The sequence below is a fragment of the Geodermatophilus sp. DF01-2 genome (assembly GCF_004571065.1).
GTDB lineage: Bacteria > Actinomycetota > Actinomycetes > Mycobacteriales > Geodermatophilaceae > Geodermatophilus.
The window spans coordinates 1-13790 of record NZ_SPQN01000028.1 but is presented as its reverse complement, the minus strand read 5'-3'; the positions used below and the strand labels follow the sequence as shown (position 1 = coordinate 13790).

At 74.5% G+C, this 13790-nt stretch carries 15 protein-coding genes; 11 read left to right on the top strand and 4 right to left on the bottom strand.

Features of this window, described 5'->3' with window-relative positions; all coding sequences use genetic code 11:
• The first annotated feature begins 16 nt into the window (after nt 1-16).
• The 4 genes from priA (at nt 17) to E4P41_RS09775 (ending at nt 3551) form a co-directional block, all read left to right on the top strand.
• Nucleotides 17-808: a bifunctional 1-(5-phosphoribosyl)-5-((5-phosphoribosylamino)methylideneamino)imidazole-4-carboxamide isomerase/phosphoribosylanthranilate isomerase PriA gene (priA, locus tag E4P41_RS09790; protein ID WP_135140997.1), complete on the top strand. Its 792-nt coding sequence runs from the start codon at nt 17-19 to the stop codon at nt 806-808.
• A gap of 16 nt (nt 809-824) precedes the next feature.
• Nucleotides 825-1217 carry a RidA family protein gene (locus E4P41_RS09785; protein ID WP_135140995.1) on the top strand — a complete coding sequence of 131 codons (393 nt, stop codon included), beginning with the start codon at nt 825-827 and terminating at the stop codon, nt 1215-1217.
• Nucleotides 1214-2008, top strand: coding sequence for an imidazole glycerol phosphate synthase subunit HisF (gene hisF, locus E4P41_RS09780; protein WP_135140993.1), 795 nt, complete (start codon nt 1214-1216; stop codon nt 2006-2008). Before E4P41_RS09785 ends, hisF begins: the two co-directional genes overlap by 4 nt.
• Before the next feature lie 136 nt (nt 2009-2144).
• Complete coding sequence (locus E4P41_RS09775) at nt 2145-3551, top strand: FAD-binding oxidoreductase (RefSeq protein WP_135140991.1); 1407 nt, start codon at nt 2145-2147, stop codon at nt 3549-3551.
• 112 nt (nt 3552-3663) lie between these two features.
• Here the strand turns inward: E4P41_RS09775 and E4P41_RS09770 are convergent, their stop codons facing one another.
• Nucleotides 3664-4269 carry a TIGR03085 family metal-binding protein gene (locus tag E4P41_RS09770; RefSeq protein WP_135140989.1) on the bottom strand — a complete coding sequence of 202 codons (606 nt, stop codon included), beginning with the start codon at nt 4267-4269 and terminating at the stop codon, nt 3664-3666.
• A 103-nt stretch (nt 4270-4372) separates the two neighbouring features.
• On the opposite strand from E4P41_RS09770, the gene E4P41_RS09765 reads away from it, so the two are divergent.
• From E4P41_RS09765 to E4P41_RS23150, 3 genes are all read left to right on the top strand, one after another.
• Nucleotides 4373-6148: an ABC transporter ATP-binding protein gene (locus E4P41_RS09765; RefSeq protein ID WP_245177230.1), complete on the top strand. Its 1776-nt coding sequence runs from the start codon at nt 4373-4375 to the stop codon at nt 6146-6148.
• 73 nt (nt 6149-6221) lie between these two features.
• Entirely contained in the window at nt 6222-8078 is a 1857-nt protein-coding gene (locus E4P41_RS09760) for an ABC transporter ATP-binding protein (RefSeq protein ID WP_245177229.1), read from the top strand.
• A gap of 426 nt (nt 8079-8504) precedes the next feature.
• Nucleotides 8505-8795 (top strand): hypothetical protein, encoded by a 291-nt coding sequence (locus E4P41_RS23150; RefSeq protein ID WP_245177228.1) that lies wholly within the window; start codon nt 8505-8507, stop codon nt 8793-8795.
• A 187-nt stretch (nt 8796-8982) separates the two neighbouring features.
• Here the strand turns inward: E4P41_RS23150 and E4P41_RS09750 are convergent, their stop codons facing one another.
• The 3 genes from E4P41_RS09750 to E4P41_RS09745 all read right to left on the bottom strand — a co-directional run bounded on the left by E4P41_RS09750 (nt 8983) and on the right by E4P41_RS09745 (nt 10203).
• Complete coding sequence (locus tag E4P41_RS09750) at nt 8983-9498, bottom strand: hypothetical protein (protein WP_135140987.1); 516 nt, start codon at nt 9496-9498, stop codon at nt 8983-8985.
• A 90-nt stretch (nt 9499-9588) separates the two neighbouring features.
• Nucleotides 9589-9750, bottom strand: a complete 162-nt coding sequence (locus tag E4P41_RS22040) for a hypothetical protein (RefSeq protein ID WP_167761009.1) — start codon at nt 9748-9750, stop codon at nt 9589-9591.
• 12 nt (nt 9751-9762) lie between these two features.
• The gene (locus E4P41_RS09745) at nt 9763-10203 is read right to left on the bottom strand and encodes a hypothetical protein (RefSeq protein ID WP_135140985.1); all 441 of its coding nucleotides are present in this window, start codon (nt 10201-10203) and stop codon (nt 9763-9765) included.
• A gap of 441 nt (nt 10204-10644) precedes the next feature.
• On the opposite strand from E4P41_RS09745, the gene E4P41_RS09740 reads away from it, so the two are divergent.
• The 4 genes from E4P41_RS09740 to E4P41_RS22035 form a co-directional block, all read left to right on the top strand.
• A complete protein-coding gene (locus E4P41_RS09740; RefSeq protein ID WP_135140983.1) occupies nt 10645-11109 on the top strand; it encodes a hypothetical protein in 465 nt (154 codons plus the stop codon).
• 32 nt (nt 11110-11141) lie between these two features.
• Nucleotides 11142-11648: a hypothetical protein gene (locus E4P41_RS09735; protein WP_135140981.1), complete on the top strand. Its 507-nt coding sequence runs from the start codon at nt 11142-11144 to the stop codon at nt 11646-11648.
• 10 nt (nt 11649-11658) lie between these two features.
• Entirely contained in the window at nt 11659-13311 is a 1653-nt protein-coding gene (locus tag E4P41_RS09730) for an FAD-binding dehydrogenase (RefSeq protein ID WP_135140979.1), read from the top strand.
• A gap of 19 nt (nt 13312-13330) precedes the next feature.
• A partial coding sequence (locus E4P41_RS22035) for a hypothetical protein (protein ID WP_209307630.1) occupies nt 13331-13790 on the top strand: 460 nt, incomplete at its 3' end.

Below are 13790 nucleotides of genomic sequence, written 5' to 3'. Positions count from 1 at the left end.
CCCTAGGCTGTCGGGCGTGCCGAAGCTCCAACTCCTCCCCGCCGTCGACGTCGCCGACGGCCAGGCCGTCCGCCTCGTGCAAGGGGAGGCCGGCAGCGAGACCTCCTACGGCGACCCGTTGGACGCCGCGCTGCAGTGGCAGCGGGACGGCGCGCAATGGGTGCACCTGGTCGATCTCGACGCCGCGTTCGGCCGGGGCAGCAACCGTGACCTGCTGGCTCGCGTGGTCGGTGAGCTGGACGTCGACGTCGAGCTCTCCGGCGGCATCCGGGACGACGAGTCGCTGGCCGCGGCCCTGGCCACCGGTTGCCGCCGGGTCAACCTCGGCACCGCCGCGCTCGAGTCGCCCGAGTGGTGCGCCCGCGCGATCGCCGAGCACGGCGACCGGATCGCCGTCGGCCTCGACGTCCGCGGCACCCGACTGGCCGCCCGCGGCTGGACCCGCGAGGGCGGCGAGCTCTACGACACCCTCGCCCGCCTCGACGCCGAGGGCTGCGCCCGCTACGTGCTCACCGACATCACCAAGGACGGCACGCTGCGCGGTCCCAACCTGGACCTGCTGCGGGAGGTCTGCGCCGCCACGCCGCGCCCGGTGGTCGCCTCCGGCGGGGTCAGCTCGCTCGACGACATCCGCGCGCTGGCCGGGCTGACCCCCGTCGGCGTCGAGGGCGCGATCGTCGGCAAGGCCCTCTACGCCGGCGCCTTCACGCTGCCCGAGGCGCTGCACGTGACCGAGCTCGCGAGGTCACGCCTGAGCACAGCACCGCCGGGCACGGGCCCGACGAGCGCCAGCGAGGAGGACGCGTGATCGGGGAGCTGGCCTCGTGAGGATCGTCCGGTCCGGCTCCGACACCCCCTGGGAGGCGATCGTCGGCTACAGCCGCGTGGTGGTGCACGGCGACATGGCCTGGGTGAGCGGCACGACCGCCACGGTGGACGGCGAGGTGGTCCACCCGGGGGACGCGGCGGCACAGACCCGCCAGGCGCTGGCCAACCTGGCCGCCGCCCTGGAGCGGGTCGGGTTCTCCGTCGCCGACGTCGTCCGCACCCGGCTGTTCGTCACCGACATCTCCCGCTGGGAGGACGTCGGCCGCGCCCACGGCGAGGTGTTCGGCGACGTCCGGCCGGCCACCTCGATGGTCCAGGTCGCCGCGCTGATCGACCCCGCGATGCTGGTGGAGATCGAGGCCGATGCGGTCCGGAGGACGGGAGCATGAGCCTGGCCGTGCGCGTGATCCCGTGCCTGGACGTCGACGCCGGCCGGGTGGTCAAGGGCGTCAACTTCGTCGACCTGCGCGACGCCGGCGACCCGGTGGAGATGGCCCGCGTGTACGACGCGGAGGGCGCCGACGAGCTGACCTTCCTCGACATCACCGCGAGCTCCGGCGACCGGGAGACCACCTACGCCGTGGTCCGCCGGACCGCGGAGAGCGTGTTCATCCCGCTGACCGTCGGTGGCGGCGTCCGGTCGGTCATCGACGTCGACCGGTTGCTGCGGGCCGGCGCGGACAAGGTCGCGGTCAACACCGCGGCCGTGGCCCGGCCGGAGCTGATCAGCGAGATCAGCGACCGCTTCGGCAACCAGGTCCTGGTGCTCTCCCTCGACGCACGCCGCTGCCGGGACGGCGCGGTCACCGACTCCGGCTTCGAGATCACCACGCACGGCGGGCGGCGCGGCACCGGCCGGGACGCCGTGGAGTGGGTGGTGCAGGCCGCCGCGCTCGGGGTGGGTGAGGTGCTGCTCAACTCGATGGACGCCGACGGCACGGAGGCCGGCTTCGACCTCGAGCTGATCCGCGCCGTGCGCCGCGAGGTCACCGTGCCGGTCATCGCCAGCGGCGGCGCGGGAGAGCCCGCACACTTCCCGCCCGCGGTGGAGGCCGGCGCGGACGCCGTCCTCGCCGCAACCGTCTTCCACTTCGGCAAGCTGCGCGTCGGCGACGTCAAGGGCGCCCTCGGCGACGCCGGCGTCCCGATCCGCCGGGAGACCGACCATCCGCTGCCGTAGCGGAGCGCACGCGCACCCCGGCACTGCAGCCGGTGACGGCCACGCGGGCAGTCGCCGGGGCGTGGGACCAAGGTCCGTCCTCGAGTCCCCGCTCCGGTGCGAGCATCGCCGGACCCGCTCTCCGCAGGAGGCAGCGATGGCCACCCCGACCGTGCAGTCCGGCATCCGCGGCTTCCGGGGGGAGGTGCTCCGGCCCGGCGACCCCGGTTACGACGACGCGCGCCGCGTCTTCAACGGCATGGTCGACCGGTCGCCGGCCCTGATCGCCCGCTGCACGGACACCGACGACGTCGTGGCCGCGGTCGGGCACGCGCGGGACGCCGGCCTGCCGCTGGCGGTGCACGGCGGCGGGCACGGGGTCGTGGGGCACGCGGTGTGCGAGGCCGGGCTGATGCTCGACCTGCGGCCGATGAACCGGGTGCAGGTCCGGGTGTCGGACCGTTCGGTGCGCGCGGAGGGCGGCGCCACGTGGGGACAGTTCGACGCGGCCACCCAGGAACACGGGCTCGCGGTGACCGGCGGCCGGGTGTCCTCGACGGGAGTCGGTGGGCTCGCGCTCGGCAGCGGCAGCGGCTGGTTGGAGCGCAAGCTCGGCTACACCTGCGACAGCCTCACCGGTGCCCAGGTGGTCACCGCAACGGGCGAGGTGCTCGAGGTCGGCGCCGACCAGGAGCCCGACCTGTTCTGGGCGCTGCGCGGTGGCGGCGGCAACTTCGGCGTGGTCACCCGCTTCGACTTCCGCGCCTCTCCGATGGGGCCGGTCCTCCTCGGCGGCATGCTCATGTACCCCCACGACGACACCGTGGACGTCGTCCGGCACTACCGCGACTTCATGAACCAGGCGCCGGACGAGGTCGGCGGCGCGGCCGCGTTCATCTCCGCCCCGCCGGAGCCGTTCGTGCCCGAGCCGGTGCGGGGCCGCCCGGTCCTGGGGATCGTCGTCGTGTACGCCGGCGACGTGGAGGAGGGACGGACGGTCCTGCGCCCGCTGATCGAGTACGGCTTCCCGATGGTGACGATGGTCCAGCCGATGCCCTACACGGCGATCCAGCAGATGCTCGACCTGGCCTGCCCGCGGGGCATGCGCAACTGGTGGACGGCGGACTTCCTCCGCGAGCTGCCCGACGAGGGCATCGAGGGGATCGCCGAGCGGACCGGCCGGGTCCCGTCGCCGATGACCCAGGTCATCCTCGCGCCCGGCGGCGGTGCGCTGTCGCGGGTGCCGAGGGAGGAGACGGCCTTCGACCTGCGGGACGCGCCATGGAACGTCCACTTCCTGAGCATGTGGCCCGACCCGTCCGACGACGAGCGCAACGTCGCCTGGACCCGCGAGCTGGCCGGGTCGGTGAAGCCGTACGCCGCCGCCGGCGCCTACCTGAACTTCCTGGGCGACGAGGGTGCCGACCGGGTCCGCGCCGCGTTCGGGCCGGAGAAGTACGCGCGCCTCGTCGCGCTCAAGGACCGCTACGACCCGGACAACCTGTTCTGCCTCAACCAGAACATCGCCCCGTCCGGGCGCCTGCCGCGTCCGCGCTCCGGCTGACCCCGTTGACCCCCTGCAGGTATGAGGACCCCGTCCTCCTCACCGCTCGCAAGCTCGCGGCGAGCCTCTGGACGGGGCCTGGCGCGCGCGTGGCGGGGGGCAGACGGTCCTCCTACTCGACGCGGGCGACGTCGCGGCGGCCGGACACCCACAGCAGCAGTTCGAGCGGCTCGCCGGTCACCGTGCGCCCGCCGGCGCCGATCCGCTTCTCGACGCCCGTGGCGTCGCTGCGCCGGAGCACCAGCCCGCGGCGGCCGGCGGCCCGCCGCGCGAACACCGTCGCGGCCGGCCACAGCGCGTCCTGGTCGGCGACCGAGAGGGCGCGCGGCTTCCAGTCCGGCTGCGCGCGACGGACGTCCTCGTGGTGGATGGCGTACTCCGTGGTGTTGAGCGCCTGCGCCACGGGCGGCCAGCCCAGCGGCGCCCACGGCGGCGGGCCCGAGCGCAGGCGGGCGACGACCTCCGGATAGGACGTCGTGCTCCGCAGCCGGTCCTCCACCCGGTGCGACCACGCCGACAGCGGTCCGGCGACCCCCAGCTGCTCGACCCCGTAGCCGGGCAGCGTGTCGGGGCGCCGCTCGCGGGCGACGAGGTGCGCGGCCAGATGGGCCGTCGTCCAGCCGGCGCAGCACGTGGGCGCCCCGGGACCGAGCTCCTCGAGGAGGTCGGCGAGCGCCGCGCGCTCACGCTCGGCCAGCGGCGGGGAAGAGGCGGTCATCGACGGGGGTTACCGACCAGGCGGGTTCCGGAAACGGCGCGCGACCCCTTAGCGCTCCTAAGTACAGTCGCAGGCGCCGCCCGCACGACCACCGAGGAGAGCTGTGCCCCGCCGCCGAGACGCCGTGGTGCGGCGAGGGATGCGCCACGTGGGGCGCGCGATCGCCGAGCAGCCGGGCATGTTCGCCCTGGCCTTCCTGGCAAGCAGCCTCTACGGCGGGATGACGGTGGCCAGCGCCTACGTGCTCGGCGAGGTCACCGACCGCGTCGTCCTGCCGGCCCTGAGGGACGGCGTCGCCTCCGCCGGCGCGCTGACCCTGGCCTCGGTCGCCATCCTCGGCGTCGCCGTCCTCAAGATCCTCGGCATCCTCGGCCGGCGGCTGTTCGCCGGGATCATGAGCTACCGGCTGCAGGCCGACTACCGCCGCCGGGTCACCGGCCAGTACCTGCGCCTGCCGCTGTCGTGGCACCAGCGTCACCCGACCGGTCAGCTGCTGTCCAACGCCAACTCCGACGTCGAGGCGGCCTGGTTCTTCGTCGCGCCGCTGCCCTTCGCCTGCGGCGCCGTGGTGATGATCGGGATCACCGTCGCCGCGCTGGTCGCCACCGACCCGTGGCTGGCACTGGTCGGCCTGGTCGTCTTCCCGCTGGTGTTCGTCGTCAACGCGGTCTACTCGCAGGCGATGAGCCCGCGGATGCGGCGGGCCCAGCAGCTGCGCGCCGAGGTCAGCGAGATCGCCCACGAGAGCTTCGACGCCGCCCTGGTGGTCAAGACCCTCGGCCGGGAGGACGTCGAGACCCGCCGGTTCGCCGACCGCGCCGACGAGCTGCGTGACAGCCTGGTCGCGGTCGGCCGGGTGCGCGGGCTGTTCGACCCGCTCATGGAGGCGCTGCCCAACCTCGGCACCCTGGCCGTGCTGCTCATCGGCGCCACCCGGGTCAGCGACGGCGCGACCGACGCCGGCGACCTGGTCTCCATCGCCTACCTGTTCACCTTGCTGGCCCTGCCGATCCGCGCGATCGGCTGGGTGCTGGCCGACCTGCCGCGCGCGCTGGCCGGCTTCGACCGCGTGACGCCGGTGCTCGACGCGACCGGCGAGACGCCGCACGGCACCGCGGTCGCGGCCGCGGGCACCGGGGGCGCCGGCGTGGGGCTGCGCGGGGTCGACTACGGCTTCGACGGGGCGGCGCGGCCGACGCTGTCCGGTATCACCTTCGACGTCGCGGCCGGCAGCACGGTCGCCGTCGTCGGGCCGACCGGGTCGGGCAAGTCCACCCTGGCCGGCCTGCTCGTCCGGCTGGTCGACCCGGGCAGCGGCGAGGTCCTGCTCGACGGGGTCGACCTGCGCAGGCTCCGGGAGGGCGAGGTCAGCGCCCAGGCCGCGTTCGTCCCGCAGGGCACCTTCCTCTTCGACGACACGGTCCGCGGCAACGTGACCCTCGGCGCGGATCTCTCCGACGACGAGGTGGAGGCGGCGCTGCGGATCGCCGCCGTCGACGACGTGGTGCACCGGCTGCCCGAGGGCCTGGACACCCGGGTGGGGGAGCGCGGCGCCACGCTGTCCGGCGGGCAGCGGCAGCGGATCGCGCTGGCCCGTGCCGTGGTCCGCCGTCCCCGGCTGCTGGTGCTCGACGACGCGACCAGCGCCGTCGACCCCGCCGTCGAGGCGCGCATCCTCGACGCCCTGCGCGACGCCGACCGGCCCTCGACCGTGGTCGTGGTCGCCTACCGGCAGGCCACCATCGCGCTGGCCGACGAGGTCGTGTGGCTCGAGGGGGGCCGGGTGCTCGCCCGCGGCAGCCACGAGCAGCTGCTGGCCGAGGTCCCCGGCTACGCCGCGCTGGTGCGCGCGTACGCGCAGACGGAGGTGGCGGCGTGAGCGAGCTCGCGAGGTCACCGATGGGCACAGCAGCACCGCGAACGCGGCCGACGAGCGCCAGCGAGGAGGGCTCGTGAGCACCACGGCGGCCGGTCTCGCCGAGCGGCACCGCGAGGAGGGCGCCTTCGCCACTCTGCGCCGGGGCCTGGCGATGATGCCGGAGTTCCGCCGCGGCCTGCCGGCCACCTTCGCCCTCGCCCTGGTCGCCACCGCCGGGCGGGTGGTCGTCCCGATCGCCGTCCAGCAGGTCATCGACCGCGGCCTGGCCGGCTCCGGCGGCCCGGACCTGGAGCTGGTCCGGAACGTGGTGCTGGTCAGCGCCGTCGTCGTGCTGCTGACCGTGGTCGCGGTCTACCGGATGAACGTCCGGCTGTTCCGGACGACGGAGACCGCCCTGGCCGGGCTGCGCTCGCGGGCGTTCCGCCACGTGCACGACCTGTCGGTGCTGCACCAGCAGGGGCAGCGCCGCGGCTCGCTGGTCTCCCGGGTGACCAGCGACGTCGACCAGCTCTCCACCTTCATGCAGTGGGGCGGGGTGCTCGGCGTGGTGAGCCTGGGCCAGCTGCTCGTGGCCACCGTCGTCATGGCGGTCTACTCGTGGCAGCTGACCCTGGTGGTGCTCGTCTGCTTCGTCCCGCTGGCGATCGCCGTCCGCTTCTTCGCCGCGCGGCTGGCGATCGTCTACGGCTTCGTCCGCGAGCGGGTGGGCGACGTCCTGGCCGCGGTCTCCGAGTCCGTGGTCGGCGCCTCCACGGTGCGCGCCTACGGCATCCGCGAGCGCACCGCCGCCCGCCTGGACCAGGCCGTCGGCCGGCACTACCGGGCGCAGGTGCGCGCGCAGCGGGTCACCGCGGCGGTCTTCGTCAGCGGCGAGTTCGTCGCCGCGCTGGCCAACGTCGCCGTGGTCGTCGTCGGCGTCCTGCTCGGCCTGGACGGCGACATCACCCCCGGCACCCTGATCGCTTTCCTCTTCCTCGTCACCCTCTTCGTCGCGCCGGTGCAGACCGCGAGCGAGGTGCTCAACGAGGCGCAGAACGCGATCGCCGGGTTCCGCCGGGTGCTCGACGTGCTGGAGACCGAGCCCGACGTCCGCGACCCTGCTGGGGCCGGCAGCCCCTCCGATGACGTGGCGACGGACCGCGAGCTGCCGCACACGCCGCTGGGGGTGCGCTTCGAGCACGTGACCTTCCGCTACGCGCCGGGGGCGCGCCCGGCGCTGGAGGACGTCGACCTGGAGATCGCGCCGCGCCGCCGGGTGGCCATCGTCGGCGAGACCGGATCGGGCAAGACGACGTTCGCCAAGCTGGTCACCCGGCTGATGGACCCGACCGAGGGGCGGGTGCTGCTCGGCGACGACGCCGCCGGGTGGGTGCCGCTCCAGGAGGTCGCGTTCGCCTCGCTCCGGCAGCGGGTGGTGATGGTGCCGCAGGACGGCTTCCTCTTCGACTCCACCGTCGCCGACAACGTCCGCTACGGCCGCCCCGGGCTCACCGACGACGACGTGCGCGCCGCCTTCGGGAAGCTCGGCCTGGCCGCGTGGGTGGCCGGGCTGCCCGACGGGGTCGCCACGCCGGTCGGCCAGCGCGGCGAGTCGCTGTCGGCGGGGGAGCGGCAGCTGGTCGCGCTCGCCCGTGCCTACGTGGCCGACCCCGACCTGCTGGTCCTCGACGAGGCCACCAGCGCCGTCGACCCGGCGACCGAGCGCCGGCTCACCCACGCCCTCGACCGGCTCACCGACGGGCGGACGACGCTCACCATCGCCCACCGCCTCTCCACCGCCGAGCGGGCCGACGAGGTGCTCGTCGTCGACGCCGGCCGGGTGGTCCAGCGCGGTACCCATGCCGACCTGGTGGACGCCGAGGGTGTCTACGCGCGCCTGCACGCCTCCTGGCGCCGCTCCGCGGCCGGCGAACCCCAGCCGGCGGGCTGAGCTGCCCCCAGGCGCCAGGCCGCCACTCACAGGGCCCGTAGGGAGCCGCGGAGGCCCGACGCATGCTCCCGTCAGGTTTCGCGTGCTGTGCGATGCACTGGCCTCGACAGAATACGGACAACGGCTCGGGGAGACCGGATCGGAGCTGGTACGTACTCGACCTCCATCGCCGTGACGACAAGTGACGTCCTTCATGTCGTAGGCCGCCACAGCCGGGGACAGCGTCGTCCCCGGCGCGGTCCGCAACGAGTCCGGGGACCGCGGACGTCGAGACCGACCGGGTGGCCGCCGAGGAGATCGTCGTGCACGACGCCACCCGGGAGGACCCACATACGCCCTTGCGCTGTGTCGGCTGTGCAGTCAGGACCTCCGCTGCACGCCGATGGTGTCTCCCGGTCGGCGCAGAAGCCGGCCTACGACCGGATGATGGCCGAACAGGTCGAGGAGGCCCGGACCTCCTCGCCGGTGGACCTGGACGCGCTGCTCGCCGCAGCGACACACCGAGCGCTCCCGGTCGCGCGGTTCGACGGCCTCTTCGCTGTGGATCACGAGGGTGCCGGGTTCGGCTCCCGCATCCTCGAGCCGCCAGATCGGTTCCCCGACGTGCCGTCGGAATCGCTGCCATCCGCCCTCCGGGCGGGTTGCGCCCCCGTCAAGCTCTCGGTGCTCCCCGAACGCCCGCAGGGATGCCTTCTCAGCCCGCCCGGAGCGTCATGAGGTCGTGGCCGGACAGTTCCACGCTGCACGTCGCATCGGGGGTCGTGCCGTGACCGCAAGGAGGCGATCCACTCCCTCTGCCCATCACCGAAGAGGGCGCCGCCGATCACGTCCGTGCTGCTCCACGAACGGGGCGGTGGCGATGGCGGCGCCGGCGCGCCATCCCCCGGCGCGGGGGGCGGTCCCATCATGCTCCCCCCGTCACGCGCGCCCGGAGGCGTTCGCTGAACTCCACGTCGTAGGGCAGCCCTCGGAGCTCCTCGGCGGCTGCATCGATCCCCTGGGTGCGCAGCAGGTCGGAGAGCCACTCCCACGGGTGCTCCTCCCCCGTCTCCTCGGCGTCGTCGGGCAGGACCGTGGCGCGCACATCTGATTCGAGGCTCTCGAGGGTCACGTGCTGCCACGGGTCGACCCCCGCGAGGCCTCCCAACCCGAACCCGCGGTCGGCATGCAGCCGGAGACGCCGGCCGTCGGCCAGGACAGCGAACTCCTCGACACGGAAGGACAGCCCGAGAGCATCGCGCTCCTCGGCTGACGGCCAGTCGGGACCCGGCACGAACAACGCCGGCTGCGGCTCCCCACCGGAACCGGCGTCCTCCGGCTGATCATCGGCAGCATCCGCCCCGGCCAGCAACCGGTCCCGGTACTCCTCCACGGTCTCCATGTCGCACCACGCGCCCAGCCGCACGACTTCGATACCCACGAACGGACCGTAGCGCCGGTCCGGGACCGGCCGCGTCGAGAAGACCCGCGGACGACCTGCGGCAACGGTCCTACGGCAGCCTGCGGTGGCTCAGCAGCCTTCGATCAGCAGATGCTCGACGAAGTCCGGCGCGGAGACCAACAGAAAGCCGGCGACGGCGGCGACCGCCGTCAGCCCGAGCGTGAGCGCAGGGCGCCGGTTGGCCCGGGGCGCGACCGCGAAGACCGCGGCCGCGGCGAGCCTGAAGAGCACCGGGGGGCATGATCAAGCGTTCACCTCAGCCAGCCAGCACACCGGCGGGCAGTTCGTCCCGTTGGGCTGCACACTCTCGAAGTCGACGTCTCCCTCGTGCTCACTGACAACCCTGCCCTCAGCGTCACGTACCGCCAGCGTTGCGACGTGGGTTCCGCTCCAGTCCCGCTCGTCGGGAAGTGCGAGGTAGATGATGTCCCTGTCGGTCTGGAGTCCGAGGTCGCCGACCTCCGTAACCGGGAGCGCCCCGTCGCGGTCCTCTGGGACCTCGAGAGTCTGCGTGCGACAGAAGTCGTCGACGCACACCTCCACGAGGTAGAGGTCTCCGGCCTCGAGGTCGTACTCCAGATCGAAGGTGACCTGGCTGCCGCATCCCACCTCGGTGCACGCCGTTGCTGAGGAGCATGCGGAGAGCCCTGCTGCCACCGCCACCAGGAGCACGACGGTAGCCACGGCCGCAGGTACGGCCCTCAGGCGTCTGGCGCCCGCTCGCGGTTGGCTGTCCTGCCGGACCATTCCCGGTCACCCTTCGTCAGTCGCGACGGGTTCTGCAACTGGTGGTCGCACCCCGGCGGTGCCCGGTTCCTCCCGATGTCCTCATCTTGTCGCGAAGACTGACTCGCCGGTCGTCCCGTAGGAGGAACTCTTTCCGGGCGTTGCTGCAGGCTCGCTCCGGTGGCAGGAAGGGGTTTCTCGCAAGACCCGCCCGCTGATCTGTGGTTCCGCCAGTACGCGGATCTGTGACCGGCACCGACGATGGCGCGCGGCACCTGCTCAGGTGACTGCTCGGGAGCAAGCCATACGGTTGGGTCCCCTGGTCGACAGCCTCCTCTGTACATGGCCGGCGAGGTCCGGCCGGGGTCCACGATCAGGCATGAGCCCTAACCTGCGGGCATGGCCTCATCCTCCGACATGGCCTCATCCTCCGGCGTGGGCCGGCGCCGCGACGTCCCTTCGCCCGACGCGCGCATGCCGCCGCTCGCGCTCGCCGCCGGCGTCCTCGGCCTCGTGGGGGCTCTGCCCACGACCTTCCTCGCCGTCGTCGCCGTCGCGCTGGGCGGGCTGAGCGCGGCGGCCGGGCCGGACCCGTGGACCTACCTGTTGCTCGCCGCGCCGCTGCTGCAGGTGCTGGGCGCGACGTGGCTGCTGGCCCGGCGCAGCTGGCTGCTGCTCGTGCTCGCCGTCGTCCCGGTGGCGCTGCTGACCGCCGCGGTCATCTGGGCTGCCTCCACCACCGAGGAGGCCGGAGGACTGGGCTGGCCGCTGCTGCTCCTGGTGGTCCCGGTGCTCGCGGCGGTGCTGGCCGCGACCCCGCGGGTGCGCCACTGGGTGGCCACGCGGCCGCGCCGCGCCCGCTGACGCCTCGCAGCGGCCGACCTACGCTGCCGGTCATGGCGTCGTCCTCCTCGCGCAGCCGGGCGGCGACGCGGCGATCGCCCAGGGCGGCACCCCGCCTCCCGGCCGCTCCGCAGCCCCCGGCCGGGCGCCCGGTGCTCGTCCCGTTCGCCGCTGCGTTCGGCGTGCTCGTCGCCGCCGAGGACCTCTACCTCGGCTACCTGCTCCGGGGGCCAGAGCCCGGCTGGCGCTGGTTCCTGCTGGCGCCGCTGCTGCTGGCGGTGTGGGCGGTGGTCGGGGCGGCCACGGTATGGCTGGGCCGGGCCCGCGGCTGGCTGGTGCTGGCCACCGCGAGCGTGCTGCCGCTGCTGGCCCTGCTCGCGCTGGCGGGGCTGTTCGGCGTCCTCGGCGACGGCCGGGCCGCGGGATGGGCGCTGCTGCTGCTCGCCGGGCCGGTCGGGTGCCTGGTGCTCGCCGTCCGCCGCCCGGTGCGGGAGTGGACGCGCCCCGGCCGGGCGACGCGGCCCCCCGACCAGAACCGCCGGACGGTGCGCACCCGCTAGCGTGCGGGCCGTGACCGACACTGACGTCGTCGTGGTGGGTGCGGGGCTGGCCGGGCTGGTCGCCGCCGCGGAGCTGGCCGATGCCGGCAAGCGGGTGGTGCTGCTCGAGCAGGAGCCCGAGGCATCCCTCGGCGGGCAGGCCTGGTGGTCCTTCGGTGGGCTCTTCCTCGTCGACTCGCCCGAACAGCGCCGGCTGCGGGTGCGCGACTCGCTCGAGCTGGCCCGGCAGGACTGGCTCGGCACCGCGGCCTTCGACCGCGCGGAGGACCACTGGCCGCGCCGGTGGGCCGAGGCCTACCTGCAGTTCGCGGCGGGGGAGAAGCGGGCGTGGCTGCGCGAGCAGGGCATCGGGTTCTTCCCGGTGGTCGGCTGGGCCGAGCGCGGCGGGTACACCGCCACCGGCCACGGCAACTCCGTGCCGCGCTTCCACATCGTCTGGGGCACCGGCCCCGGGATCGTCGAGCCGTTCGCCCGCCGCGTCCGGGCCGCCGCCGACCGGGGCCTGCTGGAGCTGCGGTTCCGCCATCGCGTCGACGAGCTCGTCGTCAACGGCGGCGCGGTGACCGGCGTCCGCGGCGCCGTGCTGGAGCCCAGCGACGCCCCGCGGGGGGAGGCCAGCTCGCGCACCGAGGTCGAGCCGTTCGAGATCGCCGCGCAGGCCGTCGTCGTCACCTCCGGCGGCATCGGGGGCAACCACGACCTGGTCCGGCAGAACTGGCCGGCCCGCCTCGGCCCGGCGCCGCAGCGGCTGCTCTCCGGCGTCCCGGCGCACGTCGACGGCCGGATGCTGCAGGCCACCGAGGCCGCCGGGGCGAACCTCATCAACCGCGACCGGATGTGGCACTACACCGAGGGCATCGCCAACCACTCGCCGGTGTGGCAGCGGCACGGCATCCGAATCCTGCCCGGCCCGTCGTCGCTCTGGCTCGACGCCACGGGCAAGCGGCTGCCGGTGCCCCTGTTCCCCGGCTTCGACACCCTCGGGACCCTCGCCCACATCGGACAGACCGGGTACGAGCACACCTGGTTCGTCGCCACGCACAAGATCGTGGAGAAGGAGTTCGCGCTGTCGGGCTCCGAGCAGAACCCCGACCTCACCGGCAGGGACGTCAAGCTGCTGCTGGGCCGGGTCAAGGCCGGCGTCGCCGCCCCGGTGCAGGCGTTCCTCGACAAGGGGAAGGACTTCGTCGTCGCGCGGACGCTGCCCGAGCTGGTCGCCGGGATGAACCGGGTCACCGGCGGCACCCCCGAGCTGCGGCTGGCCGACGTCGAACGGGAGGTCGTGGCCCGCGATCGCGAGGTCGCCCACCCCTTCACCAAGGACCTGCAGGTCACCGCGATCCGCGGCGCCCGCACCTACCTCGGCGACAAGCTGATCCGGGTGGCCCCGCCGCACCGGCTGCTCGACCCGGAGGCCGGTCCGCTGGTCGCCGTCCGGCTCAATCTGCTGACCCGCAAGACGCTCGGCGGCCTGGAGACCGACCTCTCCGGCCGGGTGCTGCAGCCCGGCGGCGAGGTCTTCCCCGGTCTCTACGCCGCCGGTGAGGCGTCGGGCTTCGGCGGCGGCGGGATGCACGGCTACCGCTCGCTGGAGGGCACCTTCCTCGGCGGCTGCCTGTTCTCCGGCCGTGTCGCGGGCCGGGCCCTGGCGGCCGCGCTGTGAGCGCCGACCAGACAGCGGCGTGAGCATCCCGCGCGACCCGTGGTCGGACCCGGCCACGGAGACCGACCCCGGCACGCCCTACGCCGGGCCGCCCCCGACGACGCCGTACCGGGGTGCGCCCGGCGGCTGGCCGTACCCGGCGGTCCCGCATCCCGCCGCTCCGCACCCCTACGGCTCCGCGCCGTACGGGGCGCCGTGGCCGGCGCCCTGGCCGGCGCCCCCGTCCCGGTCTCGGCGGCCCGGCCAGGTCATCGCCGCGGCGGTGCTGGCCTTCGTGCAGGCCGCCGTGGTCGCTCTGGCCACCGCCTACGTCCAGCTGCTCGGTTCGCTGTTCTCCCTCGCCTCGGGAGAGCCCGGCTTCCCGGCCGACGGCGCCGCCCTGGCGACCGAGGCCGGCGTGGTGGCCGCGGTGCAGCTCGGGTCGGTGGTCGCGCTGGTCGCCGGCGGGGTGCTGGCGCTCACCCGCCGCACCGCGGCCG

Bases quoted from the DNA above. Each gene is read 5' to 3' on its own strand.
- E4P41_RS23150 (WP_245177228.1), top strand. From the start codon at position 8,505: ATGGCCGAACAGGTCGAGGAGGCCCGGACCTCCTCGCCGGTGGACCTG.
- E4P41_RS09735 (WP_135140981.1), top strand. From the start codon at position 11,142: ATGGCGTCGTCCTCCTCGCGCAGCCGGGCGGCGACGCGGCGATCGCCC.
- E4P41_RS09770 (WP_135140989.1), bottom strand. From the start codon at position 4,269: ATGACCGCCTCTTCCCCGCCGCTGGCCGAGCGTGAGCGCGCGGCGCTC.
- E4P41_RS09740 (WP_135140983.1), top strand. From the start codon at position 10,645: ATGGCCTCATCCTCCGACATGGCCTCATCCTCCGGCGTGGGCCGGCGC.
- hisF (WP_135140993.1), top strand. From the start codon at position 1,214: ATGAGCCTGGCCGTGCGCGTGATCCCGTGCCTGGACGTCGACGCCGGC.
- E4P41_RS09775 (WP_135140991.1), top strand. From the start codon at position 2,145: ATGGCCACCCCGACCGTGCAGTCCGGCATCCGCGGCTTCCGGGGGGAG.